Source organism: Mesorhizobium sp. M0047 (genome assembly GCF_040323315.1).
Taxonomy (GTDB): domain Bacteria; phylum Pseudomonadota; class Alphaproteobacteria; order Rhizobiales; family Rhizobiaceae; genus Mesorhizobium.
This window is the reverse complement of record NZ_JAMYUW010000052.1, coordinates 17,054-40,769: the sequence shown is the minus strand read 5'-3', so window position 1 is coordinate 40,769 and position 23,716 is coordinate 17,054. Positions and strand designations below refer to the sequence as shown.

Genomic DNA, 23,716 nt, shown 5'->3' with positions numbered 1-23,716 from the left:
CACCAGTCTCACCAGTCGAACCCGTGGCGCCTATTGCGCCGGTCGAGCCTGTGGCGCCGGTCGAACCGGTGGCACCCGTCTCGCCGGTCGAGCCCGTGGCTCCGGTCGAACCGGTGGCACCCGTCTCTCCAGTCGAGCCTGTAGCGCCGGTTGCACCACTCGAGCCTGTTGCTCCGGTCGAACCGGTGGCACCCGTCTCGCCGGTTGAACCTGTGGCGCCGGTTGCGCCGGTCGAGCCTGTGGCTCCAGTCGAACCAGTGGCACCCGTCTCGCCAGTCGAACCTGTAGCGCCGGTTGCACCTGTGGCACCAGTCTCACCAGTCGAACCCGTGGCGCCTATTGCGCCGGTCGAGCCTGTGGCGCCGGTCGAACCGGTGGCACCCGTCTCGCCAGTCGAACCTGTAGCGCCGGTAGCGCCGGTCGAGCCTGTAGCTCCGGTCGAACCGGTGGCACCCGTTTCACCAGTCGAACCCGTAGCGCCAGTCGAGCCTGTAGCGCCGGTCGAACCGGTGGCACCCGTCTCGCCAGTCGAGCCTGTAGCGCCGGTCGCACCTGTGGCGCCCGTCTCACCAGTCGAGCCTGTGGCGCCGGTTGCACCAGTCGAGCCTGTTGCTCCGGTCGAGCCCGTGGTACCCGTCTCACCGGTCGAGCCCGTGGCTCCGGTCGAACCGGTGGCACCCGTCTCGCCAGTCGAACCTGTAGCGCCGGTAGCGCCGGTCGAGCCTGTAGCTCCGGTCGCACCTGCGGCACCCGTTTCACCAGTCGAACCCGTAGCGCCAGTCGAGCCTGTAGCGCCGGTCGAACCGGTGGCACCCGTCTCGCCAGTCGAGCCTGTAGCGCCGGTCGCACCTGTGGCGCCCGTCTCACCAGTCGAGCCTGTGGCTCCGGTCGCTCCGGTTGAGCCTGTCGCTCCGGTAGAACCCGTGGCACCCGTCTCGCCGGTCGAACCTGTGGCTCCGGTTGCTCCCGTAGCGCCCGTCTCGCCAGTCGAGCCTGTGGCACCGGTTGCGCCGGTCGAACCTGTGGCTCCGGTCGCACCTGCGGCACCCGTCTCGCCGGTCGAGCCTGTAGCTCCAGTCGAACCCGTGGCTCCGGTCGAACCTGTGGCACCCGTCTCGCCAGTCGAGCCTGTGGCGCCGGTTGCGCCGGTCGAGCCTGTCGCTCCAGTCGAACCCGTGGCACCCGTCTCGCCGGTCGAACCCGTAGCGCCGGTTGAGCCTGTGGCTCCGGTCGCACCCGTGGCACCCGTCTCACCAGTCGAGCCTGTGGCTCCGATTGCGCCAGTCGAACCTGTGGCTCCGGTCGCACCTGTGGCACCCGTCTCGCCAGTCGAACCTGTGGCGCCGATTGCGCCTGTGGCACCTGTCTCGCCAGTCGAACCCGTGGCGCCGGTTGCGCCGGTCGAACCCGTGGCGCCGGTTGCGCCGGTCGAACCCGTGGCGCCGGCTGCTCCGGTGGCACCTGTGGCGCCAGCTGCTCCGGTCGCACCCGTGGCGCCGGCTGTCCCGGTCGCGCCTGTGGCACCAGTCGCACCTGTGGCGCCGGCTGCTCCGGTCGAACCCGTGGCGCCGGATGCTCCGGTCGAACCCGTGGCGCCGGATGCTCCGGTCGCACCAGTCGCACCGGTCGAGCCTGTGGCGCCGGCTGCACCGGTCGAGCCTGTGGCGCCGGCCGCACCGGTCGAGCCTGTGGCGCCGGCCGCACCGGTCGAGCCTGTGGCGCCGGCCGCACCGGTCGCACCTGTGGCTCCGGTGGAACCTGTGGCGCCGGTTGCACCAGTTGAGCCCGTGGCGCCAGTTGCGCCTGCGGTTCCGGTGGAACCTGTGGCGCCAGTTGCTCCGGTCGCACCTGCAGCGCCCGTCGAACCGGTTGCGCCGGTCGGACCCAGGTTGTTCACAAATGAGGCGCTTGTGAAGGTATCGCCGTCACTGCCGTTCGAGCCTCCGACCGTAAAGACGCCGCCAGTAATTGTTCCATAGATATTGAAGTTGCTGTCATAGATAGTATAGCTGTCCGTAGAGCTCGGCACTGTGACAATGGTGGAAAAGTTATTTACTACCGAAGATTTGCTCGGAAGCTGGAAACTTGAGACTATTTTTGCGGTCCCTGTTGTATCCACAACATAGAAAGTGTTGGTTGCGTTTGCGCCGGAGGTAGCGATCGTTCCGGTCAATGTCAGATCAAAGTCTGCCAACACGCCCGAGTAAGACTCGCGCCCGGCGCCGGTCAGCGGCGGCTCAGGCAGCAGGCCGGCCGTGACGATCTCCCACCGTCCGCCCAACGCGGCGGCGCCGATGCGCGCCGTCGCCGCCGCCACATAGGCGCCCGTCGCCTCCGACAGCGCCTCCACGAAGGCGGCGCCGGCCCTGCCTCGGCCCGTCTCGCAGCTCCATAGCCTGAGATCGCCGTCGGCGCTGAGCGCCCGGCCGATCGTCGCCAGGTCCCCGGCGTCGCGCGCCAGAGTCTCGGCCGACCATTCGCCGGCCGCGAAGCCGACACGTCCAGGCGCGCCGTGGGCGATGACATGCACCGCCGCAAGGCCCCGCCGGCCTGCCAGCGCCGCCGCCATCTGCGCGGCCGCCGGCCGCGTGGCATCGAGGAGCACCGGCTGCACGCCGGGCCGCAGCCCGGCCAGGAGGGTCGGCACGTCGCTGACGGCGGGATCGATGAAAACGATTTCGGTGGCATGATCGCCCCGCGGATATTCGGCGGCCTGCCGTGGCGATGCGGAAAGGTGCGCGGGGCTCTGGAGGGAAACTGGGTTGTTCAGCATGGTCTTACCCCCTCGATCCAACCGCGCCGGATGGCGGTGCTGGTACATCCACGGTGAAGCCGGCCGAGGTGAATTTGCCGGTTTCGTCGAAGACGCCGACGTCGAGGCCGCTCGATTCGCTGGGCACCCTGACGGTGATCCGGAAGGGCTTGTTCGCCATGTTCGGAAGGTTGATGTTGCCGACGATCGCGCCGTGGTCCTTGTCCACCACGAAATAGGTTGTCGAACCGCCCATGGAGCCGCTTGGGATCAAGCCCGATACGGTGATCTCGATCGCCGCCAGAACTGCTGCGTAGTTCATGATACCCCCCAGGGTCAGCGGCGGCCGCGCTACGGCGTGCTCCTTCCGCATGTTCAGTTTCCAGTCACCGCCAAGCGCCGGCGACCCAACCAGGTCATTCGCCGCCGCGACCGGCGTTCCCGCCGCGCGCGACAGCGCATCGATAAAATCCGTTCCGGCGGCACCAGCGCCGGCATTGCAGCTCCACAGAAGCAGTTCGCCGAAGCCACCCAGCGCCTGGCCGATCGCGGCGAGGTCGAGCGCATCGTCGTCCAGCGTCCGCGCCGACCACTCACCCGCCGCGAAGCACACAAGCCCAGGCGCGCCGTGTGCGATGACGTGCACCGCGTCGAGGCTGCGACCTTCGAGGGCCAGTGCCATCTGGCGCGCTGCCGGACGCTCGGCGTCGAGCACGATCGCCTCGACCTCGGGTCTCAGGTTTCGCAGGATCGTGCCGAGATCGGATACCGAGGGATCGACGAAGACGAGTTCGCGGGCCATGGCGAGATCCTGTCGATACCTATTGGATCCAAGCTGAAAGCCGGCGACGCCGGGCGTGGCCGGGTCGATCGCGCGGGCAGGGCGCAGGATGGCGTCGTGGTTTTCAGGGAGGTCGGAGCAAGGGTGGCCCAATGGCCGGTCACCGGCCGCGGCAGCCCATGGCCGCTGTCGGGGTTCATCGACGCCGGAACTCGTTCCGTGTCGGCCCGCTCGCAATGTTACTCGACCCACCACACACCCCCAACACCAGTCGCGCCGACGGATCGGCGTGAACACGCAAGGAACTCCGGTAAGGGAAACCTGTCCGCCTCCGCCGGCGGGCAAACGTGCATGCGGGTTTCTCGGCACGTCGCTTAAGAACGCACCTTGTTCATCACCCGGATGTGGCTTTACGACCCCAGACCCTCAGCTCCAAAATTTTCGCGGCACCCCCGGTCAACCGACCGTAGGAGCCGCAGTCACCCCCTCGTGACGTATATTAGTAGATGCGAAAATTAGTAATTTGTAAACTACAAAGTAGAAAACTGGTAAACGGCCGGGAATAAAACCAGCAGAGCCAGCCCAATATCGAAGGGCCAAAACCGCGCAAATTCTGTTGGGAACCGCAGGCTTGGCGGCTCCATCCAGTTCCCGCCAGTCGGCAGGCGGTCGTGGTCGTCGGCAGCAAAAGAAATGATCTGAAATGAGCGGACCTGCTTTTCGGCGGAGGCCCGAGCGTCACGGTTTTCATTTGGATCGGCCTCGATGCATGATCCAGTCGACATTGCCGCTCACGCGTGCCGCTTCAGCGGATACTTCAAAGCCGTCTGACGGCGTCGTCGTCGTAAAACGCGTGTCTGCTTCGCGTATTTATATTAGAGATACAAAAATTAGGGCTTTTTGAAATATGAAGTAGCCAGCCTATACATGGACAGGGAAAAGGCGGCAGGCATTGCTCAGGGCGGTTACCACGCGCAAAGTGCCTGGTGAACTGCATGGGCTCTTCCACAATTTCGAACAAGCGCGCAACGAACGCCGCTTCGCTAAAGGATTGGCATGACCACCATCGGCCTATGCATGATCGTCAAGAACGAGGCGGAGGTCATCCTGCAATGCCTGACCAGCGCGCTTCCCATCGTTGACTATGTGCTCGTCGTCGACACGGGTTCCGAGGACGGTACGCAAGACCTCATCCGCGCCTTCCTGGCCACGCACAATGTCAAGGGCGCTGTTATCGACGAGCCGTGGCGGGATTTCGCATACAACCGGACCTTCGCCCTAGACCGGTTGCGTGAGATCGAGACTGTCGACTATGCGATGATCATCGACGCGGACGATGTCGTGATCCCGAGCCCCACCTTCGATCCGGTCGCATTCAAGTCGCAGATGGAAGACGATCTCTACGACGTCGAGCTGTCCGATGGTGGCATTTCGTATTATCGCCCGCAGATCTGCCGCAACCGGCTGCCGTTCTCCTTCAAGGGCGTGCTGCACGAATATCTCGAATCCCCCACTGGCCATCTCACGCGCGGGACCGCCAAAGGTTTTCGCGTGGCGTCGGGGCGTGGCGGAGCACGCAGCCAAAACCCGCGAAAGTACCAGGACGACGCGGCCGTTCTTGAAAATTCGCTTGCCACGGAGACCGACCCGTTCCTTGTTTCGCGATACACTTTCTATTTGGCGCAGAGCTACAGGGATTCCGGTGAACGCGAAAAATCACTGGCGAACTATATGAAGCGCGCCGAGTTGGGCTTCTGGGACGAGGAGGTCTATGTCAGCCTGCTCGAGGCGGGCAACAGCATGGTGGCGCTGGGACGGCCGTTCGACGAGGTCGTTGCCGTCTTTGAGCGTGCCGCGCAGGTCGTTCCGGCCCGCGCCGAGGCTCTTCACGCCGCGAGCCTCTATTGCCGCAACCAGAGCCGGTATGCGGAAGGAGCGGAATTCGCGCGTCGAGGGCTCGCCCTTGCTCAACCCGCCGGACTTTTTGTTAAGCCCTGGGTCTACGATTACGGACTGCTCGACGAGTTTGCTGTCAACGCCTACTGGGCAGGCGCGTACCGGGAATCGCTCGACGCCTGTCTAAAATTGCTTGCCAGCGACAAATTGCCGGCGGAAATGGCAAAACGTGTTGTGGCCAACGCGCGCTTTGCCGCCGACAACCTTCCGGTCAATGAGCCCCCGAAACTTGAGGCATTCGAGACCGAGGCGCCGGCTCTAGCGGCGACAAGCTCTTGGGTCCCGGAACGCCCCGCGGCGGGCACCGAACTCATGGTTGAGGGGTTGAGAGAGCGGCTAGGGGAAGAACTCGATCGGATCAACCTTCAAGTGAACCACCCGGGATACGATAAAGCCGACGTCAGGCCCCGCGTCGTTTGGATGCATCACAATGTCGACCAACGCTGGGTTCAGTGGTGCCATGACAGGGAACTCGTCGATTCTGTTCATTGCTTCGTCTTCGTGTCGTACTGGCAAAGAGAACAATACCTGACCGCCTTCGGGCTGCCGCCGGATCGCTGTGTAGTGCTTCGACACGCGTTGGATTTGAGCGCGGATCCGCGACGCTGGGAAACGAGAACAACCTGGCGCTGCGCATATACAAGCACCCCGTTTCGTGGACTTTCCGTGCTTCTTGATGCATGGCAGCGCCTCAGTCCTGTCAACGCTGAACTCCATGTCTGGTCATCCATGAAACTGTATCTGGAGGACGACGGTCCCTATCAACACCTCTACGACAGGGCGCGGTCCATGCCGGGAGTGACCTATCACGGCCTTGCGCCCAATTCTGAACTCCGCAATGCGCTGCGGACCATGCATTTCCTGGCCTATCCCTGCACTTTTGCTGAAACCGCCTGCCTCGCCGTCATAGAAGCAATGGCGGCGGGGTGCCGTATTATCGTTCCCTCCTTAGGTGCGTTGCCAGAAACCACTGCCGGCTACGCACGGGTCTATCCTTTCAATCCCAACGCAGAAGAACATGCCGTGACGTTTTCCGAGAACCTGGCTGACGAGTTGGAAACGCCGTGGGGAGGCGAGCCAGGATTGTCGCTGAGCCAACAAGCGCACTGTGCTGTGGTGTACGATTGGCCGCGGCGCTTGCGCGAGTGGCGACAGCTGATCCAGTGGCTCACTCGCTAGGGAGATGGTGATGCGTATCGCTCAAGTATCGCCGCTTTTTGAGGCCGTGCCACCCAAATTTTACGGCGGCATCGAACGTGTCGTTCATTGGTTGACCGAGGAACTGGTCGCCATGGGTCATGAGGTCGTCTTGTTTGCAAGCGGGGACTCGACCACCTCTGCGAGCCTGGCACCGATCTGTGAGCAAGCTCTGCGGCTCGATCAATCTCTCGAAGACTGGCCCGCCGTCTACAAACGCATGATTGATCTCGTATACAGCCGGAGACACGAGTTCGACGTCCTGCACTTCCACATTGAGCATTTCCCGCTATCATTGTTCAGCCGCCAAGAAGTGCCGTTTCTGACAACCTTGCATGGCCGCCTCTATCTGAACGAGTTGATCGAACGCATGGAGCTTTCGGTAGAGAGCCTGAGCACGCTTGAAACCGCTCCCCTGGTTTCGCTCTCCGACAGCCAACGCCGACCCGTTCCGAATTTGAACTGGGCTCGGACGGTACCGAACGGCATGCCGGCCAATCTCTTGACGCCAAGGCCGGTGAAGCCGGATTACGCTGCATTCCTCGGCCGTATGTCACCTGAAAAGGGAGTTGAACGGGCCATCCACATCGCATGCAAAGCAGGGTTGAAGTTAAAGATCGCCGCCAAGGTCGATAACAAGGACAAGGATTATTATGACACCGTCATAAAACCGCTGGTCCGTGACAACCCCAACATCGAGGTTATCGGCGAAATCGATGACTTGCAAAAACCGGACTATCTCTCTGGCGCTCATGCCGTGCTGTTTCCAATCGAGTGGAACGAGCCATTTGGCCTGGTCATGATCGAGTCAATGGCTTGCGGCACGCCGGTCATCGCGTTCGATTTTGGGTCCGTCCCCGAGGTCATTGACGATGGGATTACCGGCTTCATCGTCAGGGACGTCGACTCTGCCGCCGCCGCGGTGGATAGGCTCCAGGCATTGGACCGTGCCGTTATACGTGCCACTTTCGAGCGACGCTTTACCTCGCGGCACATGGCCCAGGACTATCTCAAGGTTTATGAGACCCTCACGCAACGGACGTCCTGGCTGGGCAAGTACGGCGGTCCTGTCACGGCAGCGGTGGCGGGACAATGACCATGAAGCGCCTCTGCCTCAACATGCTCGTAAAGAACCAGAAGGAAGCCCTTGCACAGTGTCTGAGCGCCGTCGCGCCATATATCGCATGCTGGGTGATCGGCGACGCCGGATCGACGGACGGAACACAAGAATTCGTACGATCGTTTTTCGTGGCTCGCGATATCCCTGGTGAATTGCACCAATTGGATTGCGACAGTTTCTCTCGGGCGCGCCAGGAGGTGTTTGATCGCGCCTGTGCGTCCGAATTGAAATACGACTACGTCCTGCTCATGGAAGCGGACATGGAATTTGGAGGCTCTGCCCCCCCGGACAATCCGGCGACTTTTGCATACAAAGTCGTCCCCCGTGCCGGGGCAACTTACTTGAACAACAGGTTGCTACGCCGCTCTTCCATTGACCATTGGCAACAGGACATCTTCGTGAGCCTGCTCAACGCCGCCAGGCTGAAGGAGGCTCTCGGCTATTCCAAGGATCAGATTTTAGCGGCCTACACAGAGGCAGCCGAGGTGTGTCCGACACGGGCGGAGGCTCTTCACGGTGCGGCCAGGTTCTGCCGTAACAACGGGATCCATCAACAGGGGTACGAGTTCGCGGCATTGGGCCTGCGGATCACCCCCCCGACCGACGCGCCCGCGTCGGAGACCTGGATCTATGACTACGGGCTCCTAGACGAAATGGCGGTAAACGCCTACTGGGCCGGTAGGTACAGAGAAAGTGCCGACGCTTGCGATCGATTATTGGCAGAAGGCAAGTTACCGGAAAATCAGCGCGATCGCGTGCTAAAGAACAAGGCGGTCGCCGAAGTCAAAGATCAAGAGACCCGGAACGCGTCCATAAATCATGATGAGATTTACAGGAGATTTCTGAACGATCTTGACGTAAGTCTCGTCGATCAGAAATTGACTATGGGGTTTTGGCAGCAAACATGTGAAGCAATAAAGAAAGACGCAATAACGGGTAGCAGATTCGAGTTTTTGCGCTGGCCTAGCTTGGGCGTCTTTAGCGTCCCCGAATCGTCTGTTGGTCCGACATGCTATAGCGAACTTCGAGCCAGCACAGACTGGGAAAGCAAATGGCTCAATTTAACGCGGGATTGCATGGTTGGTACGCCAAGGAACTTTTCAAGGGACTTTGGTACAAGCCCGATACTGATCCAACACGCGTATCATCTCTATCGGTACGAAGCCGCCACGGGCAGGTCCCTTATCGATTGCGACGTGATTTTTGAAATAGGTGGCGGGTATGGATCGTTTTGCCGCCTCTTGCGCAATCACGGATTTAGAGGAAAGCATATAATCTATGATCTTCCACATGTGCAGTCAGTCCAGAGACTGTTTCTGAGTATGTGTGGGGCTAAAGAGGTAAGCGCTTCAGATACAATCCGGTATTCTGCCGAGCATGGATTTTGCTTGCTTTCGGATCCCGGCTTGGACGAGGCATTTCAATTCCTTAAATCGGCAAACTTGCGAGTGGCTTTTGTCGCTACTTGGTCATTGAGTGAGATGCCCATTTCTGCGCGTGAGCGGATATTCCCCCGCCTTCACGAAGTCTGCGATCGATACCTGATCGCCTTCCAACACGAATTCATAAACTTGACTGATACGAGACATAATATTACGAATACGGAATATTTTTATACTCTCCGCTCGGAGCGGCCCGAGCTAGAATGGCACGTTCAGGATATAAACCCAGAATTTTATCTAAAGCGGCATCAATATCTCTTTGCGTAGGTTCGGATGGGAGCTTGCGGTCAATGTTTCTATTAAAAGCATTAAAGAATTCGATCTTGCGTTTTTCTACCGTTATACGAAAAGATAGGAGCTTGGAGGAAGGGTTTCGCTCTTCATCCATTGCAATTGCGGTCGCCGGCGTTGTACATCATTGAAATATTCGACATTGTTAATGCCCATAAAATCGGGCTGGTAGGCGATCATATAGCGACTACAAATGTCTAGGAACGGGGACAACACCCGCTCTCTCGCCGCCAGTGGGAACTCACTCAGAGACCAAGTAGCAACAAATGCTACTCGGAGCCCACTAGATGCCAGCGCACCGACCGCCCGGTCTAAAGTATCCTCCGTGACGAGATAGAATCTGTGCCCGCCCGGCTCGTAGCCGGTGATATGGCGTGCTTCGTCGTACCCGGACAGCCCAAGATATAAGCGCTGAATAGCCAGAACGTGTGGCAGGTCATAGATTATGTGCAAGCCACCGAATCCGGCATTTTTCAAGAGCCGGCAGAAAGAACCATACCCACCACCAACCTCAAAGATCACGTCGCAGTCAACAAGCGAACTGCTTGTCGCCTCTTCATATTGAAGTAGATGGTACGCGTGTTGAACAAGGATCGGGCTAGTCCCAAAATCCTTGGAGAAATCCTTGGGCCGCCCCACTTTCGTCTCGCGGGTCAAGGGAAACCATTTGGTGCTCCAATTCGAGCTCTTCTGCAAGGCGGCATAGCAGATATCTGGAACCCATTCCTCTGGCACACTAAAATCATTTAGGCTTGTCCATCTCAAGAACTCGAATTTATTACCTGTTTGGGCCTCTTGCTGGATTGCTGCGCAAACCTTGCTCCAAAGTGAGGTTGCGGCGCCCTCTTTGAGGTAACTCGACTGTAGCTCAGACATAAACAAGTGATAAATCTCGTCATGTTTGTAGTTGGTCGTCATAACGTACCTCGTTTTGAAAGCAACGGAGAAAATGCCATTTTTTTATCTGACTGTATCTGTGATGACCAGTTTCTCATCTTCAAAATAAGTTTTTAATTCGTGAGTAACCTGCCGATCAGACAGGCGGCTCCCAGCATAAGTACCTGAGAATATCGCCTCATCTATGCGTTTTGACCTCACTCACCATCTGGTCGTATGTTAGGCTGAGGTAAGATAGCCTTGCGTGGGAAAAACTCAATGCGACGGCGAGACATCCTCGCTTTCCTCGTAACCGCAACGTCCACATCGGGAACTTTTGCGTTGGCCGTGTGTTTGGGTGCATTCGTCGGACCGCGCACCGCTATGCCCAAGCCCGCCGCCCTTCTCCTCCACGCGCCGATCGAGCTCGCGGGCGATTGGGGCCACATGCTGCTGCGTTCCGTCAGCCAGGTGCTGGAGCGAATGCGGCAGGCCTGCCTGGCGGACGTGCGGCTCATCTCCGACCGCCAGCCTGACCGGCTGCGCGTGGACGAGCACGGCTCTGGCAGGCCGGCGATCTGGCTGCATCCGGACGGGACGACGCTTGCCTGGATCATGGTCGGCATCGGCGACCGTGATTGGTCGAAGCTCGCCTACCAGTTCGGCCACGAACTCGGCCATGTCACGGCCAACAGCTGGCAACCGGACGCCAAGCCGGCGCCACCTTGCCAGTGGCTCGAGGAGGCGATGGTCGAGGCGTTCTCGCTGCGTGGCCTGGGGCGCCTGGCAAAGGGCTGGAAGGAGAATCCACCCTTCGCCGGCGACAATGCTTTCGGCGACGCCATTGCCGAGTATCGCCAGAACATCATCCGAGGCTATACCGCGCTCGCCGACAGCCAGGGGCTCACCGGCAACGCCGCGGCGTGGTTCGCGGGCCATCGCAGCGAGATCGAAAAACCCGGCCTCAATCCATTTGCCCAGGCGATGTCGGTGACCATTCTCGCCGAATATGACCGCGCGCCGGACTGCGTCGAGGCGCTGGGTGCACTCAACCGCTGGCCCGGCCGCACCGGCATACCGATCGATGAATATCTGAAACGATGGAAGGGGAGCTGTGTCGAACTGCGGGCCTCGCCCCAACTGCCGGTCCGATTGGGCGAGCTTTTGCGCATCGCGTGAACAGGCAGCGGTGAGGGAACAAACAGGCTCGAGGGAGGGCGCGCTCCCCCTCCACATTGCTTCACCGCAGATCCTCGGCCAGTGCATCGCCACTTCTCAACCTGGATCACTGAGCCCGGCTTTCCGCGACTATCCGCCGGTGCCCGGTTCGAAATCTGCACGATCGGCCGCTTCTGCGGTCGCTGAATCGTCGCCGGTTGAGCGTTCCGTACACAGCTTCCGGTGCCAAGCGGTATTGCTTCGCGCAATTAGCAGTGCTGCTCAATTGCGCCCGGGCATTCGCATGAAGCAGCGATCAGCACTCCATTTCGTCGCCGGATTCTTCCAGGCGATCGCGCCAGATCCGCAGCGCATGCGGCTGCAGACCGAGTGCTGCCGCATATTCGGCATGCCCCATGCCGCACCAGTTCATTGCCTGAACATGCATGCCCTTGGGGCGCTTCGGCTGTAGCGCCCTGATCTGACGTCCGGCGCAAGTTCCGCAGGTGTCCCGCAAGTTTGCGCAGGTCGTCGCAGCTCAACAGATGATCCATCCACAGCTCGAATGTCCTGATCGAAGATCGCGCCGCCGGCAGAATTCCCGCGGATTCGGATTGCTGCGGTGCCAGCTCGCAACATGCGACGACCGGTGTGGGCCGAACTGATGGACGCCATGCTATCGGCGCGCGTGGCGCTGTGGAGTGGACGGTATTCCTGGCTTCACGATCTCTTCGTGAAGATCGTCGGCGCAGCGAACCATGCCGGCGTTTTATGACGATCCCTGCGTCTGCCCGGTGACGGCGCTCTCGTTTCGTGACGGCGATCGACGATCCATCGCGCTTTCGCCGCGAGCGCGACGTTTCGGTCTGACCGCCCTGGTAATCCGGCACCTCGAGAGACGTTCAGGGCCGAATATCGAAGGCCAGTGACGCGGATGTGCGGCGCGCGCTCTGCGAGGCGGCGTCCGGTTTGGTGACGCGCTTCAATGGCAAGGACAAGGTCAAGAGCTGGGGCCGGGAGATCGCCAAACGCTCCCTGCCACCGCAAGGTGAGGTAACGACGGAACGCACGTTATCCTGAGGTCGCGCCAATCGAAAGACAGCCGGACCGCGCTTGATGGCCTGTGACGATACTCCGTCAGGCCGATGGAAAAGTGTGTCACCACGGTTCGGGCGCTGCAAATAAGCAGCGAAACTACCGTCGCAGAGCGCGGAAGATTGCACGGCGCTTCGGAACTCGACGCTCAAAAGCGGAATCGAAGGGCTGAGAATAGAGACGTATATTATCGCAAAAAAAAGAAAGGAACGCCGATGGACACGAAGTATCGCCAAATACGACAGATTAAGATTGACCCCGTAATTGGGCTTGGCGAGCGGGCGGTGCCCTTGATGGCGGACCTGGCGCAGGATGGTTGCTTGAGACCAACTCGCCGAAGAGGAAGACTTCCGATGAAACATGATGCCGCACTTTACACCTCCGCTACCACCACCGGCGATCTGCATCGTCAACAGCCACGACGGCACGATCGTGCTGGAGCCGAGCGTGCCGAGCGATCCCGATGCGATCTTCGGCGTGCTCGAGCCCTATGCGCGCAGGCTGCATCCGGTCGGCCACGAGGCAACCGGATGGTCGGCCTGGCTGCATCACGAACTGGAGGCCCGCGGCATTCCGATGGTGCTGCTGGAGACGCATCATTCGGCCCGCATGCTGGAGGCGCAGCGCAACAAGACGGACCGCAATGACGCACGTTGCCTAGCGCAGCTCGTGCGCTCGGGCTGGTTCAGCCGGTGCACGCCAAGAGCGATGCTGCCAACCGGATGAAGCTGTTGCTGGCGCATCGGCGCACCCTGAAACGCAAGCTGATGGATATCGAGACCGAGGTCCGTCACTCACTCAAGATGTTCGGGCTGATGGCTGGTCAGCGCGTCCAACGCAGCTCGTTTGCGGATGGCGGCCAGGCGCTGAGCGCGACGGCGACAGCATGAGCGCAGGTTGAGAGACGAACGAACGACGATTTTACGGCCCGGCGCCGACACGAGTTCCGCCCGCGCGGCGGAGAAGACAGGTAGATCGAAGCGGATGCAGAGAGCACGATATCTTGCCGGCAACAACGCCTTGAAAGAGGTGCCGATCGCGCGTGATTGGATGTCTGGCCCTGCCAATCCGACCCGGATATGTGTGCCCGCAGGCCTTGCGGGATCGAGCACGAACGACTGCACGGACCACCCGGCTTCAATGCGCGTACGGCCGCGTGGCGTGGCGCGCTGAAGTGTAGTAATATCGCACAATATAGAAGGAGAACGACAGTGGCGACGAAGATAAGTAACAGTCGTCCAATTACGATGGCGAGATAAAAGGCCGCGAGGTGCGGGCTGTGGCGGTCGTGTTATTCCAATAGGTTATTCCCAATTTTCGCGAGGTGCGGGTTTTCCCTGCACCTCCCAACATCGTCGATTTCCGTTCTTCGTCAGTAGCTTAGTGCGATGTGTGGCCGCCTCGCTGGCCTTTGTGGGGGCTGGGGGCGGGAAAGGAGGGCGTCGTCAAAGACTGTTCTTGAGGTACCCGCTCGTCGGTAGACAACAAGCTGTTGAATAGACCACGTTAGAACCTCGCCGACCTAGCCTGAGGTGGCCCGCGATCGGCGAACGGCTCGCTGCAGCAGAGGGGTTTCACCTCGGCGGGTCGAGCCAACGTCGCCAGACGCTGAGACCAACTGCGTCATTTCCCGGAAGGAGACATTGGGTGGGCTTGGCCAAACCCAATCATAGCATTGAGCAGGCGTAGCAAATCAGATTTGTACCGCTATGATGTAGTTCACTGGAACGTTACTCCGCTGGTTTTGGACCTTATCGTGTTCACTTGCTTTTGGCCTTCGTGGCTTTTTGGTCGAACCAGCGCAGGCACAAAGTTTTGTACGAGGGCATATTGGCGGGTGTATTTTTCTCATATTCTCACGCTGACGAGGCGCTGAGGGATCAGCTCGAAAAGCAGCTGTCGATGCTCAAGCGCCAAGGGGTCATCGATACCTGGCATGATCGCAGGATCGGAGCCGGCCAGGAAATCGCCCAGGCGATCGACGAGCAGATCAACCGCGACGACATCATCTTGCTGCTCGTCAGCGCCGACTTCCTGGCTTCCAACTACTGCTACGACATCGAGATGAAGCGGGCGATGGAACGCCATGAGGCGGGAGAGGCGATCGTCATCCCGATCATCCTGCGGGCTTGCGACTGGCATCATGCGCCATTTGGCAAGCTCAATGCCGTGCCGCGCGACGGCAAGCCGATCACACAGTGGGCGGACATCGACGAGGCATTCCTTCAGGTCGCGAAAGCCGTCCGGGAGGCAGCGGCCCGACGGAACAAGGCAGCGCCATCACAAGCACCCGCCATAGATATATCGGCCACCTCTCAGCCAGCGCCACGTCCCGCTGAAGGGCCGCGTTCCAGCAACCTGCGCTTGGCCAAGTCCTTCACGCAGCGGGACAAGGACCGCTTCCAGGAGGAAGCGTTCGAGTTTATGGCGCGCTTCTTCGAGAACTCACTGACCGAACTCGCAGAGCGCAACCCGGGCATCGAAGGAGTGTTTCGACGAGTCGACGCAAACCGCTTCTTCGCGACCCTCTATCGTGACGGCAAGGACATTGCCAAGGCAACCATCTACATGGGCGGAGACAGCTTCGGACGGGGCATCAACTACGTTCAGGGTCACACGACGGCCAGCAACACGATCAACGAGTCCGTCAACGTCGAAGCCGACGATCAGACCATCTACCTGACGACTATGGGCATGATGCATTTCGGCGGCCAGAACGAGAAGAAGCTCTCCCACGAAGGCGCTGCGGAACTCTATTGGGAGAACCTGATCCGCCCGCTGCAGGAGAGGTAGTCGATGCTTGCGCCTGAAGAGTTTACGGTCGGAACGTTTGCCTCGGCTCCCGCCGGAAGCCTGATCCTGCCTCGCAACAAGCATGAGGCGACCGCCATTATCGGACTACTCGACGAGGCACCGACAGCTGTCTTTCTCGGCGATCGGTTCCCATTCCACTATTTCCCGACGGCCAGTTCAGAGAACTGGTCCGGCCTGATCATTCCGAATGTGCGTGTTGAGGTCGATGAGTCGACTGCCTTCGATCCAGCGTATGGTAATTCACCCTTGGGTACCGTGGTCAGGGCAGCTACCCAATTGAGCGTCTACGCCAAGACGGAACGATCTTTTGGCCGGCATCGAGCGGTGCCGCTGGTGTCAAACCTGCCAGCTACCTACGACGGCGGTGTCGGATTCACGAAATGGCAGATCGTGCTTGGGGGAGGCCCCGAGAAGCGGATACTCCTCAAGATCGACGTGCCGGCTGCAGATCAATGAGATCGTGGCCATGCTGTATGATTGCATGTCTGTCGCTTCAGGCGGTCATAACGGCGATCCATCCAGCGGTGCAACAGCGGCCGGTCGCACGATGACGAGTGAAGCTGTGCCCTCATCCAATGACCGGGACTGCGAGGACCAGCTAACACGCGTGGCGCTGAAGGCCCAAGTCGAGTCGAATGGATACGCATTCCTTCCACGCCACGCCGGCGATGCCGATGCAGCCATGGTTGCCGCCGCTCTCGGTGAGCCGATAGCTCCGTGGGACCGGTCGACTGTCCAGCAACTCGTTCCGCGCGCGTCCTCGACACCGAATACCTACAGCGGCATCTTCGGCCTCGGGCGCTTCCCCCTCCACACCGACCTGGCGCATTGGCTGCGGCCGCCGCCCTATCTTCTGCTTCGCTGCGTGAGGGGTTTCGACGACGTGCCGACGCTGCTGGTGGACGGGAGGTCCATAGTTGTGAATCGGCGTGCAAAATTGGCTCTGACGCACTTTTGGTGATGATTGAACCTAACCAGCGCCGATGACGCGCGCCTGAAGCAGGTCGAGCTTTCCTCGGCCATACATTTGGCGTTTCACGAGCTTGAGCTTGGTGATCTGGCCCTCGGTCTGACCGTTGGACCATGGCAAGGTGATCGCCGCGCTGACGGCCGAGCGGTCTTTGAGAACGCCTTTGGCGAACGAGGCTACCAGACTTGATCTGGCCCGCTCCAGCCAAGGTTCGAGATCGGCGAGAGTCTTCTTGCGGATCATGGCCTGGAAGCCTGCAACGATTTCCCGGGCTTCCACCAATAAAGGCACACCGCCCTCGATCGCTGCCACCGTGACAGTTTCGGACTTAGAGAGGCTATCGCGGCCGATGGTCATTAGCCGCGCAATGGTTCTGGCCGAGGGCGCACGGCGCAGGGCGTCGCCATTTACTTGATCTGAACGCCGGCGACGCGTGGCCCACTCGGTGACGACACGCAAGCAACCACGGAATCCCTGGTTCTTGAGGAGCCGCCAGAGTGCTGTTGCGTTTCGCTCCCCAGCCGTCCACTGGGCGTCGAGCCAAGGAAGATAAAGCTCCAGCGAGCTTTCTCGGACCCGAAAGACGTCAGATCGCTGGCCTCGCAGTATCTTGCGGACTACGCCGCGGCTATGGCCGGTGCGGCGAACAATCTCCTTAATCGTAGTCCCGTCCTTGGCCAGGCCGAGGATGACGGCATTGGTGTCTTCTCGAAGACGGTATCCTTCGTATTGAATCCGCTCAGCGGCGGTTAGCAGTTCTGGATCAATCGTGGCGGCGCCAAGCGCGGCGCGAATCAACCGCATGGATTTGCGAACTGCGTCGAGAAAGGCGCGGCTGGCGTTCTCCATCAAGTGCCAGCGGTCGGCCACCTGGATCGCCCCAGGCAGCGCTTTGGCGGCCGCAAGAGCGTAGCCGCCGCCGCGGTCGCGGGCGACAACGCCGATCTGGGGTTGGTCTGTGAGCCAGGCCTGGGCCGTCGCGGGCTCACGGTCAGGCAGCAGGGCGATGGTCTTGCGCCGCTCAAGGTCACAGATGATCGTCCCATAGCGTTGATTTCGTCGCCACGCCCAATCGTCGATGCCGATCACTGTCGGTGGGACAAAGCGCGGACTACCGCGCCGGCGCACGATGCGCAGCAACGTGTCGTTGCTCACCGGCAGCATCAATCTCTTTGCAAAGCTGGCCGCGGGCCTGCCGCCCAGCGCAAGCCCGAGGTGATGGACGATTTGGTCGAGCCGGGCGGTTCGCCGCGCCCACGGCGCCAGAACATCCCCATCGAAACGCTCGGCGAAGATCCGGCGGCCGCACAACACTGCGCCGCAGTGGAACCGCCGAGCCACAACGACGATCCGAACAGACTTGCCCGCCATCGGCAGGTCCGCCAGGCGCCGCTGATACCGACTGTGGATCCGCTGCGACCTCGTTCCGCAGCCCGGACAGAGGCTCGCCGTACTCGCGGGACGGACCGAGATCAACATCACCTCACCGTCAACGACGGTGTCGTCCACCACAAAGCCGCGAGGGACGAGGGACGAAGGCCGCAATGCATAGCTCATGGCGTTGATTCCTTGTGTGAAACCAAAGCCAGCCGGCACCCTATTTCCATCAAAAGTGAGTCAGAGCCAAAATTGGACGCCGATCGAGGGTCAGTTTTGGAAGCCGTTTGACACCATAGTGGAAGCTGTGACAATCGACATTGTTCAACGCGCCGTGGTGCGACCGCGCAGGCCCCAGTCGGGTGAGATGCGGTTGCTGCGCCTCTGGGAGACTAGTGGCACAGGCCATCTGCTTCGATGGGATGAGGTATTCCTGAAGCCGGCGAGTCCAGTCGGCGAGGTCGCCTTCCGGAAGATTCGCGAGCATCTGGAGATGGTTGTGCCTGTACCCGTGGCGCTAGTCGACGCGGGCGACACGTTGATCGTCGACAACTGGCGGATGCTACATGGGCGGCCGGCCATATCCGCCGGTCGAGAGGATCGACGGCTGGAACGGGTGTACCTAGGGAGTTTGAATTGAAGCAGACGATTAACCCGAGTGACTTGATGGCTGCATGGAATCCGCAGGCGCTGTACGACAAAGCCGAGCGGTACATGCAGCAGGCGCATGGCCTCGACAGCGACGAATGGGATCATGCACTCTGGTCAGGCCTGGCCTTGGAACTACTTGCGCGCGCAGCGTTGGCTAACATCCATCCCGCGCTGCTTGCAGAACCCGACAGGGCCGGATCGAATCTCATCAGTGCCTTGGGATTCAAACCTATCGTGAAGAAATTCACGCCCCGGTCGATCTCTGTGTCGGAGGTATTCACACGTCTGGCCGCGATGCTGCCCGAGTTCTCCGCCGAACTCGAAAGTTTCGGAGCCCTGCATACCGGCCGCCGCAACGCCGAACTGCATTCCGGGGAGTTGGGTTTCGATGGCGTGAAGGATCGTCTTGGCAGCCCAAATTCTACCAGACCTGCGCAGTGCTGCTTGCGTCAATGGGGCTGACGCTGGAAGAGTTCGTGGGCGCCGACGAGGCAAAGGTCGCAGAGGCAATCATTGCGGCGGCGGCCGACGAGAGCGCCAAGGCGGTAAAAGGCGATGTCGAAGCGCATGCTCAGGTGTGGAAAGCGAAGAGCGCGGATGAACGCTCCATTCTCGCTGCGCAGGCTGAACTCTGGGCGACCCGCCATGCAGGACACCGGGTCCAATGCCCAGCCTGTGGTTCGCGCGCATTGGTAGTCGGCGGACCGGTATCGGCGCCAGTGCGCAAGCTGGAGGAGGACGAGATTGTCGAGAAGCAGGAATGTCTGCCCAGCCACTTCGAGTGCATTGCGTGCGGATTGAAGGTGAATGGCCTTTCGCGCCTCGCCGTGGTCGGCTTGGCGGACCGTTATACTAACACGCAGGTGTACGATGCGGCCGAGTATTATGCCCCGGCCGAGGACGAGTGGGCTGGATACGAGGAGGACAACAATGAGCGTTGATGCCGCCGACCTATCGCCCACGCATGTTGACCGAAAGCCGAGCCCGAGACGCGAGGTTGCGTTCGGTGTCCAATGAGGTTTGAGCTTGAATAAATATGCCGCCTGACGTCGGCAATCCGCTGCACCGCTCCTTCGAGGTCGCCTGCCCAGCGAATGGCAGTTAAAGGCACTTCGGCTGGCAGAAAGCTGTCGGGCGGGAATCGGCTCGTTGCGGCCATTTTGCTCGTGTCGATGGGGAGCAGTCATACGGCCAAGAGGTTGGCGCGACGTATGGTCAACTTGCACCGGCGCCGTAGCAGTCAGGCAGCGGAAATCTGGAGACGTACTCCCGGGTTCTGGTCATTTCCCATCCACTCGACGGGCAAGCCGAACGCCGGGTCCCCCTCCATTCTGTGAAATGAATTCGATCCCTGCGGCCTCAAGTGCCTTGGCCAACGCTTCAAGCGTTGTTTGTCTAGGGATAGTTTGAGAACTCTCAATTCTGGCAAGCGTCCGAACTGTCAAACCGGATGCGTTTGCCAAGTCGTCTCTTGTCCAATCGATCAGTGCTCGTGCTGCGCGAACCTGCTGGGGCAGTATGTCCTTTTTCATGACATTCAACTTGCTAAAAGTCACAAAAAGTGACATTAATAATGACAGCACACGGCCGCACAGGTGCTCGTAACACCGGTGCGGCCTGACCACGCCTAAGCTGCTGGGAGCTCGGATCATGGCTGATTCCGACAATAACACGACTTTGCCTTTCGTCACCCGCAGGAAGGTGCTTGCGGGAACAGCAATCGCAATGGCGACGACGCAGGCTACATCGTTTGCTCGCATCGACTTGGAGGGTGATGACGCCATTGATCCTGCGGTGGCGGTGTGGAAACGATGGCAGGCGGCTTGGGAGGAGGCTGAACGGCTTTGCACTCAGCAGCAGCGGCTGGAGAGTGTACTTATCGAGACCGTTGGCTTCCCTTGCACGACAGTTACCTTGTCCGACGGCGAGAGCGTGACAGTTCACTCCGTTGAAGCCCTCCAGGAATTGCTCGGTGTTCGTCCGGCTAACACAGTGGCCCGCATCCAAGCTGAAGCTGAAATCGTAGCCAATCAGGCGCGCTGGGATGCCGCCGGTAGGGAGATTGGTTATTCGACAACGTTACTTGCGGAGTGCGAAGCTGCCGAGCGCGCAAAGGCATTGCTCGAAGCCTTATCCCAAGTTCCTGCAACGTCGCTCGCCGGTATAGCCGCTAAGCTAAATGCAGCGCTTAGAGAAGGGGAGTATTCGCTACACGACAGTGAGCCCCCGTGGCCACAGATCCGCTCGGCTTTAGACGATATAGCTCGGATCAGGGAGCAGAAAGTCACTAGCTGAAATCTCGGCACTAAGGTTCCGAAATCGCGATCATTCGGCGGTTTGGTAATTTTCGCGGGGCTTACCGAATCAAACTCTCTATCCATGGAGTGACTGATGCAGTCCCGAAAGGTATTTGCGGAGCCAGGACGCCCCCGCGTCATCCAGGCATGGCCAAAGACTGAAACCGAGTGTAGCCCGCATCCCGCAGATCAGCACGTCGGCAGGCAGATCGCCATCGTTCGTGTGCAGTCGGACGTATCGCAAGCCCAGCTTGCCCGATCCATAGGCATCAGTTTCCAGCAGCTTCAGAAATACGAGAACGCGAAAAACCGCGTTAGTGCCTCCATGCTCTACGAGATCGCTAGTTCACTGGCCGTCCCAGTCAGCCGTTTCTTCGGAGGGCTGCCGGGCAATGAGACTGACCGTGACGTTCCCACGCTACCGGTCGACGAGCGCATCGATTTCATTGCCAGCGCGGAAGGCCGACGCCTGATTGAAGGGCTGGTGCAACTTCATCCACGGGTGCGCGGCCGTGTGTCGGCCTTAATCGCTGCATTGGGGGAGGAACTGGCGGTCGTCGACCCAAAGCAGGAGAGTGGAACGTCCGCCGAACCCATGCCGGTCGAGGGCAGGTTAGCTTAGGTAATTCCTTGCCGAAAGATCGCGAGTGCTTCTTTCACCACGCTCCTCATATTGACAGGCGCCGGGAGTTCCAGAGCCCCGGAATGACTACCGAAAGCGAAGCGGAGTAGAAAAGGCAACGGGAGCGTACATAACGGGCATGCGAGATTACGCAGATTTCAACGATCCTTGCTCTGACCGCGCAGTCGCGCGTTCGAAACAGGGCAAGTGCGATGAAAGCAACACGCAGAGATGCCAGTCGGCAGATCGAGGCCGTCCCATATTCTCGGCCGCGCGCTGTCGACGAAGCCTTGCTGGAACGAACGGTTCAACTTTTCGAGGCACGTACCGGTCGTTTGTTGTCGAAGGAAGAAGCGCGCCAGATCGTGGAAAACGTCAGCGGGTTCTTTCGCATCCTTGCCGAATGGCACAAGACGAATTGAGTCGAACCGACCCGCACGTGATATCGCGCTATGGCGCTCGGCCGCCTCAGATGACACGAGGAAAACCGCTTCCGCCGACTGCAGGTTCGCACATCTGGCCAGTCCTGACCGCCGACATGTTAATCACACGCGCCGTTTCGTGATCGCGAAGGAGCGGAGATGAAGCCGATCGACAAGAGACCAGCACCGAAGGCGAAGCCCGGCAGCTTGGTGAAAGCGCTGCTTTATGCGCGCGTGTCCTCGAAAGAGCAGGAGAAAGAAGGCTTTTCGATCCCGGCGCAATGCAAGCTGCTGAGAGAATATGCTCTTCAGCGGCAGTTTGGCATTGTTGAGGAATATGTTGATGTCGAGACCGCCAAGAACACCGGGCGGACCAACTTCGGCGAGATGGTCAAATATCTGCGCAAGCATCCTGGCGTACGCGTCATCCTGGTCGAGAAGACCGATCGCCTTTACCGCAACCTCAAGGATTGGGTGACGCTCGACGAACTCGATGTCGAGATCCACCTCGCCAAGGAAGGCGTGGTGCTGTCGCGAGACTCGCGATCCTCGGAAAAGTTCATGCATGGCATCAAGGTGCTGATGGCCAAAAACTACATCGACAACCTTTCTGAGGAAGCCCGGAAAGGGCAGATGGAAAAGGCGGAACAGGGCATCTGGCCGACCAAGGCGCCGCTTGGCTATCTCAACGTCACGACTAAGGACGGCAAGAAGGTCATCGAGCCGGACCCGGTGGTAGCGCCGGTTGTGACCAAGCTATTCGAGCGCTACGCGACTGGCCTGTATTCACTCAAGGCGCTCACGAAGGCGGCGCATTGTGACGGCCTCATCCATCCAAAGAGCGGCAATCCGGCGCCGGTGAGCACTGTCCATACGATTTTGCGCAATCGGCTCTATACGGGCCTGTTTCAATGGAATGGAAGGCTGCACCAGGGCAAGCACGAGCCGCTGGTATCGATCGACCTCTGGGAACGGGTCCAGGGCGTCCTGGCAGGTCGGCACGCGACGCCGATCCATTCCTATGGCTATGAATTCGCTTTTTCGGGCCTCATGACCTGCGCTGAGTGTGGCTGTGCGGTCGTGGCGGAGGTCAAGAAGGGGAAATACATCTACTATCACTGCACCGGGCATGCCAACAAAGGCCGGGGCGCCTATGCGGACTGTCGCCGCAAATATGTTCGGGAGGAGGTGCTGGATAAGACCTTTGCCGGGCTCCTGGACCAACTTCATTTCGATGAGGAGGTTCTGGAATGGGTACGCGACGCGCTGAAGGCGAGCCATGCAGATGAGCGGCGGGAGCAGGAACAGGCGATTGGGCGGTGTCAAACTCAGTACAAGCGTCTCGAAGACCGCCTCAACGCCATGTACCTGGACAAGCTCGACGGCCGCATCGACAATGCCTTCTACGACCGCATGTCGGCGCAATGGCGCGTCGAACAAGCGCGTCTGCTGCGTGAGATAGAGCGCCATGGCGAGGCGCAGGAATCATACATGGACGATGGGATCCAACTGCTTGAGCTAGCCCGCAACGCCAGCCAAATGTTCACTCACCAGGCCCCAAATGAGAAAAAACGGCTTTTGAATCTGGTGCTGTCGAACTGCGAATGGAATTGTGGCGAGGTTCGCGCGGTCTTCAGGCAACCGTTTGATTTACTTGCGGAAACGACCGCGTCTGCGGCAGCTGCACAAGCTCGCGGGGATGTGTCGCTGACGAGGCATCCAATTTGGCTGGGGAACCTGGATTCGAACCAGGACTAACGGAGTCAGAGTCCGTGGGTCTACCGTTAACCTATTCCCCAGCAGGCGCGGTCATGAACCGTGCGGGCCGAGCGGCTGAGCCGCTTGAGCGCTGCCTTGTAGCTGCAAGCGGAAAATAGTCAAGCCTGCTGAGCGCT

General features: G+C 60.0%; 21 protein-coding genes, 1 tRNA gene and 1 pseudogene. 15 read left to right on the top strand and 8 right to left on the bottom strand.

All coding sequences use genetic code 11. The features are described from left to right. The 3 genes from NKJ89_RS35870 to NKJ89_RS31720 form a co-directional block, all read right to left on the bottom strand. A partial coding sequence (locus tag NKJ89_RS35870; RefSeq protein ID WP_502904190.1) for a DUF4347 domain-containing protein occupies positions 1-2,773 on the bottom strand: 2,773 nt, incomplete at its 3' end. A gap of 4 nt (positions 2,774-2,777) precedes the next feature. After that, a complete protein-coding gene (locus NKJ89_RS31725; protein ID WP_352608418.1) occupies positions 2,778-3,554 on the bottom strand; it encodes a DUF4347 domain-containing protein in 777 nt (258 codons plus the stop codon). A gap of 509 nt (positions 3,555-4,063) precedes the next feature. Further along, a complete protein-coding gene (locus NKJ89_RS31720) occupies positions 4,064-4,318 on the bottom strand; it encodes a hypothetical protein (RefSeq protein WP_352608416.1) in 255 nt (84 codons plus the stop codon). 271 nt (positions 4,319-4,589) lie between these two features. Between NKJ89_RS31720 and NKJ89_RS31715 the strand changes: the two genes are divergently transcribed. From NKJ89_RS31715 to NKJ89_RS31705, 3 genes are read left to right on the top strand one after another with little or no spacing between them, the layout of a single operon-like run. After that, complete coding sequence (locus NKJ89_RS31715; RefSeq protein WP_352608414.1) at positions 4,590-6,668, top strand: glycosyltransferase; 2,079 nt, start codon at positions 4,590-4,592, stop codon at positions 6,666-6,668. Positions 6,669-6,678: 10 nt separating this feature from the next. Further along, positions 6,679-7,782 carry a glycosyltransferase family 4 protein gene (locus NKJ89_RS31710; protein WP_352608412.1) on the top strand — a complete coding sequence of 368 codons (1,104 nt, stop codon included), beginning with the start codon at positions 6,679-6,681 and terminating at the stop codon, positions 7,780-7,782. Then, the gene (locus tag NKJ89_RS31705; protein WP_352608410.1) at positions 7,779-9,515 is read left to right on the top strand and encodes a bifunctional glycosyltransferase/class I SAM-dependent methyltransferase; all 1,737 of its coding nucleotides are present in this window, start codon (positions 7,779-7,781) and stop codon (positions 9,513-9,515) included. The genes NKJ89_RS31710 and NKJ89_RS31705 overlap by 4 nt, the downstream gene beginning before the upstream one ends. Before the next feature lie 72 nt (positions 9,516-9,587). On the opposite strand, the gene NKJ89_RS31700 is transcribed toward NKJ89_RS31705, so the two are convergent. After that, on the bottom strand, positions 9,588-10,457 hold the full coding sequence (locus NKJ89_RS31700) for a class I SAM-dependent methyltransferase (RefSeq protein WP_352608408.1): 870 nt from the start codon (positions 10,455-10,457) through the stop codon (positions 9,588-9,590). 342 nt (positions 10,458-10,799) lie between these two features. Here NKJ89_RS31700 and NKJ89_RS31695 point away from each other — a divergent pair, with 342 nt between their 5' ends. Beyond that, positions 10,800-11,594 (top strand): hypothetical protein, encoded by a 795-nt coding sequence (locus NKJ89_RS31695; RefSeq protein WP_352608406.1) that lies wholly within the window; start codon positions 10,800-10,802, stop codon positions 11,592-11,594. Between the two features lie 295 nt (positions 11,595-11,889). Here NKJ89_RS31695 and NKJ89_RS31690 read toward each other — a convergent pair whose 3' ends face one another. Then, positions 11,890-12,021: a hypothetical protein gene (locus tag NKJ89_RS31690; protein WP_352608404.1), complete on the bottom strand. Its 132-nt coding sequence runs from the start codon at positions 12,019-12,021 to the stop codon at positions 11,890-11,892. Positions 12,022-12,228: 207 nt separating this feature from the next. Here NKJ89_RS31690 and NKJ89_RS35865 point away from each other — a divergent pair. From NKJ89_RS35865 to NKJ89_RS31665, 5 genes and pseudogenes are all read left to right on the top strand, one after another. Next, positions 12,229-12,653: pseudogene (locus tag NKJ89_RS35865) on the top strand (transposase); the annotation flags it as partial. A 375-nt stretch (positions 12,654-13,028) separates the two neighbouring features. Continuing rightward, positions 13,029-13,394, top strand: a complete 366-nt coding sequence (locus NKJ89_RS31680; protein ID WP_352608402.1) for an IS110 family transposase — start codon at positions 13,029-13,031, stop codon at positions 13,392-13,394. Continuing rightward, a complete protein-coding gene (locus tag NKJ89_RS31675; protein WP_352608400.1) occupies positions 13,391-13,558 on the top strand; it encodes a hypothetical protein in 168 nt (55 codons plus the stop codon). The genes NKJ89_RS31680 and NKJ89_RS31675 overlap by 4 nt, the downstream gene beginning before the upstream one ends. Positions 13,559-14,498: 940 nt before the next feature. Next, positions 14,499-15,461 (top strand): toll/interleukin-1 receptor domain-containing protein, encoded by a 963-nt coding sequence (locus NKJ89_RS31670; RefSeq protein ID WP_502904189.1) that lies wholly within the window; start codon positions 14,499-14,501, stop codon positions 15,459-15,461. Between the two features lie 3 nt (positions 15,462-15,464). Beyond that, the gene (locus NKJ89_RS31665; protein WP_352608396.1) at positions 15,465-15,938 is read left to right on the top strand and encodes a hypothetical protein; all 474 of its coding nucleotides are present in this window, start codon (positions 15,465-15,467) and stop codon (positions 15,936-15,938) included. 514 nt (positions 15,939-16,452) lie between these two features. Here the strand turns inward: NKJ89_RS31665 and NKJ89_RS31660 are convergent. Then, positions 16,453-18,009, bottom strand: coding sequence for an ISL3 family transposase (locus NKJ89_RS31660; protein WP_352608394.1), 1,557 nt, complete (start codon positions 18,007-18,009; stop codon positions 16,453-16,455). Positions 18,010-18,465: 456 nt separating this feature from the next. Here NKJ89_RS31660 and NKJ89_RS31655 point away from each other — a divergent pair, with 456 nt between their 5' ends. After that, positions 18,466-18,942, top strand: a complete 477-nt coding sequence (locus NKJ89_RS31655; protein ID WP_352608392.1) for a hypothetical protein — start codon at positions 18,466-18,468, stop codon at positions 18,940-18,942. After that, complete coding sequence (locus NKJ89_RS31650; protein WP_352608390.1) at positions 18,933-19,421, top strand: hypothetical protein; 489 nt, start codon at positions 18,933-18,935, stop codon at positions 19,419-19,421. The genes NKJ89_RS31655 and NKJ89_RS31650 overlap by 10 nt, the downstream gene beginning before the upstream one ends. A 339-nt stretch (positions 19,422-19,760) precedes the next feature. Here NKJ89_RS31650 and NKJ89_RS31645 read toward each other — a convergent pair whose 3' ends face one another. Then, on the bottom strand, positions 19,761-20,012 hold the full coding sequence (locus NKJ89_RS31645) for a helix-turn-helix domain-containing protein (protein WP_352608422.1): 252 nt from the start codon (positions 20,010-20,012) through the stop codon (positions 19,761-19,763). A 118-nt stretch (positions 20,013-20,130) separates the two neighbouring features. On the opposite strand from NKJ89_RS31645, the gene NKJ89_RS31640 reads away from it, so the two are divergent. The 4 genes from NKJ89_RS31640 to NKJ89_RS31625 all read left to right on the top strand — a co-directional run bounded on the left by NKJ89_RS31640 (position 20,131) and on the right by NKJ89_RS31625 (position 23,579). Then, complete coding sequence (locus tag NKJ89_RS31640) at positions 20,131-20,775, top strand: hypothetical protein (protein ID WP_352608388.1); 645 nt, start codon at positions 20,131-20,133, stop codon at positions 20,773-20,775. Between the two features lie 96 nt (positions 20,776-20,871). Then, on the top strand, positions 20,872-21,399 hold the full coding sequence (locus tag NKJ89_RS31635) for a helix-turn-helix domain-containing protein (protein ID WP_352608386.1): 528 nt from the start codon (positions 20,872-20,874) through the stop codon (positions 21,397-21,399). 212 nt (positions 21,400-21,611) lie between these two features. Next, positions 21,612-21,821 (top strand): hypothetical protein, encoded by a 210-nt coding sequence (locus NKJ89_RS31630; protein WP_352608384.1) that lies wholly within the window; start codon positions 21,612-21,614, stop codon positions 21,819-21,821. A 159-nt stretch (positions 21,822-21,980) separates the two neighbouring features. Next, positions 21,981-23,579 carry a recombinase family protein gene (locus NKJ89_RS31625; protein ID WP_352608383.1) on the top strand — a complete coding sequence of 533 codons (1,599 nt, stop codon included), beginning with the start codon at positions 21,981-21,983 and terminating at the stop codon, positions 23,577-23,579. On the opposite strand, the gene NKJ89_RS31620 is transcribed toward NKJ89_RS31625, so the two are convergent. Beyond that, positions 23,547-23,620 (bottom strand) — tRNA-Gln (locus NKJ89_RS31620). The genes NKJ89_RS31625 and NKJ89_RS31620 overlap by 33 nt on opposite strands. Positions 23,621-23,716: the final 96 nt, after the last annotated feature.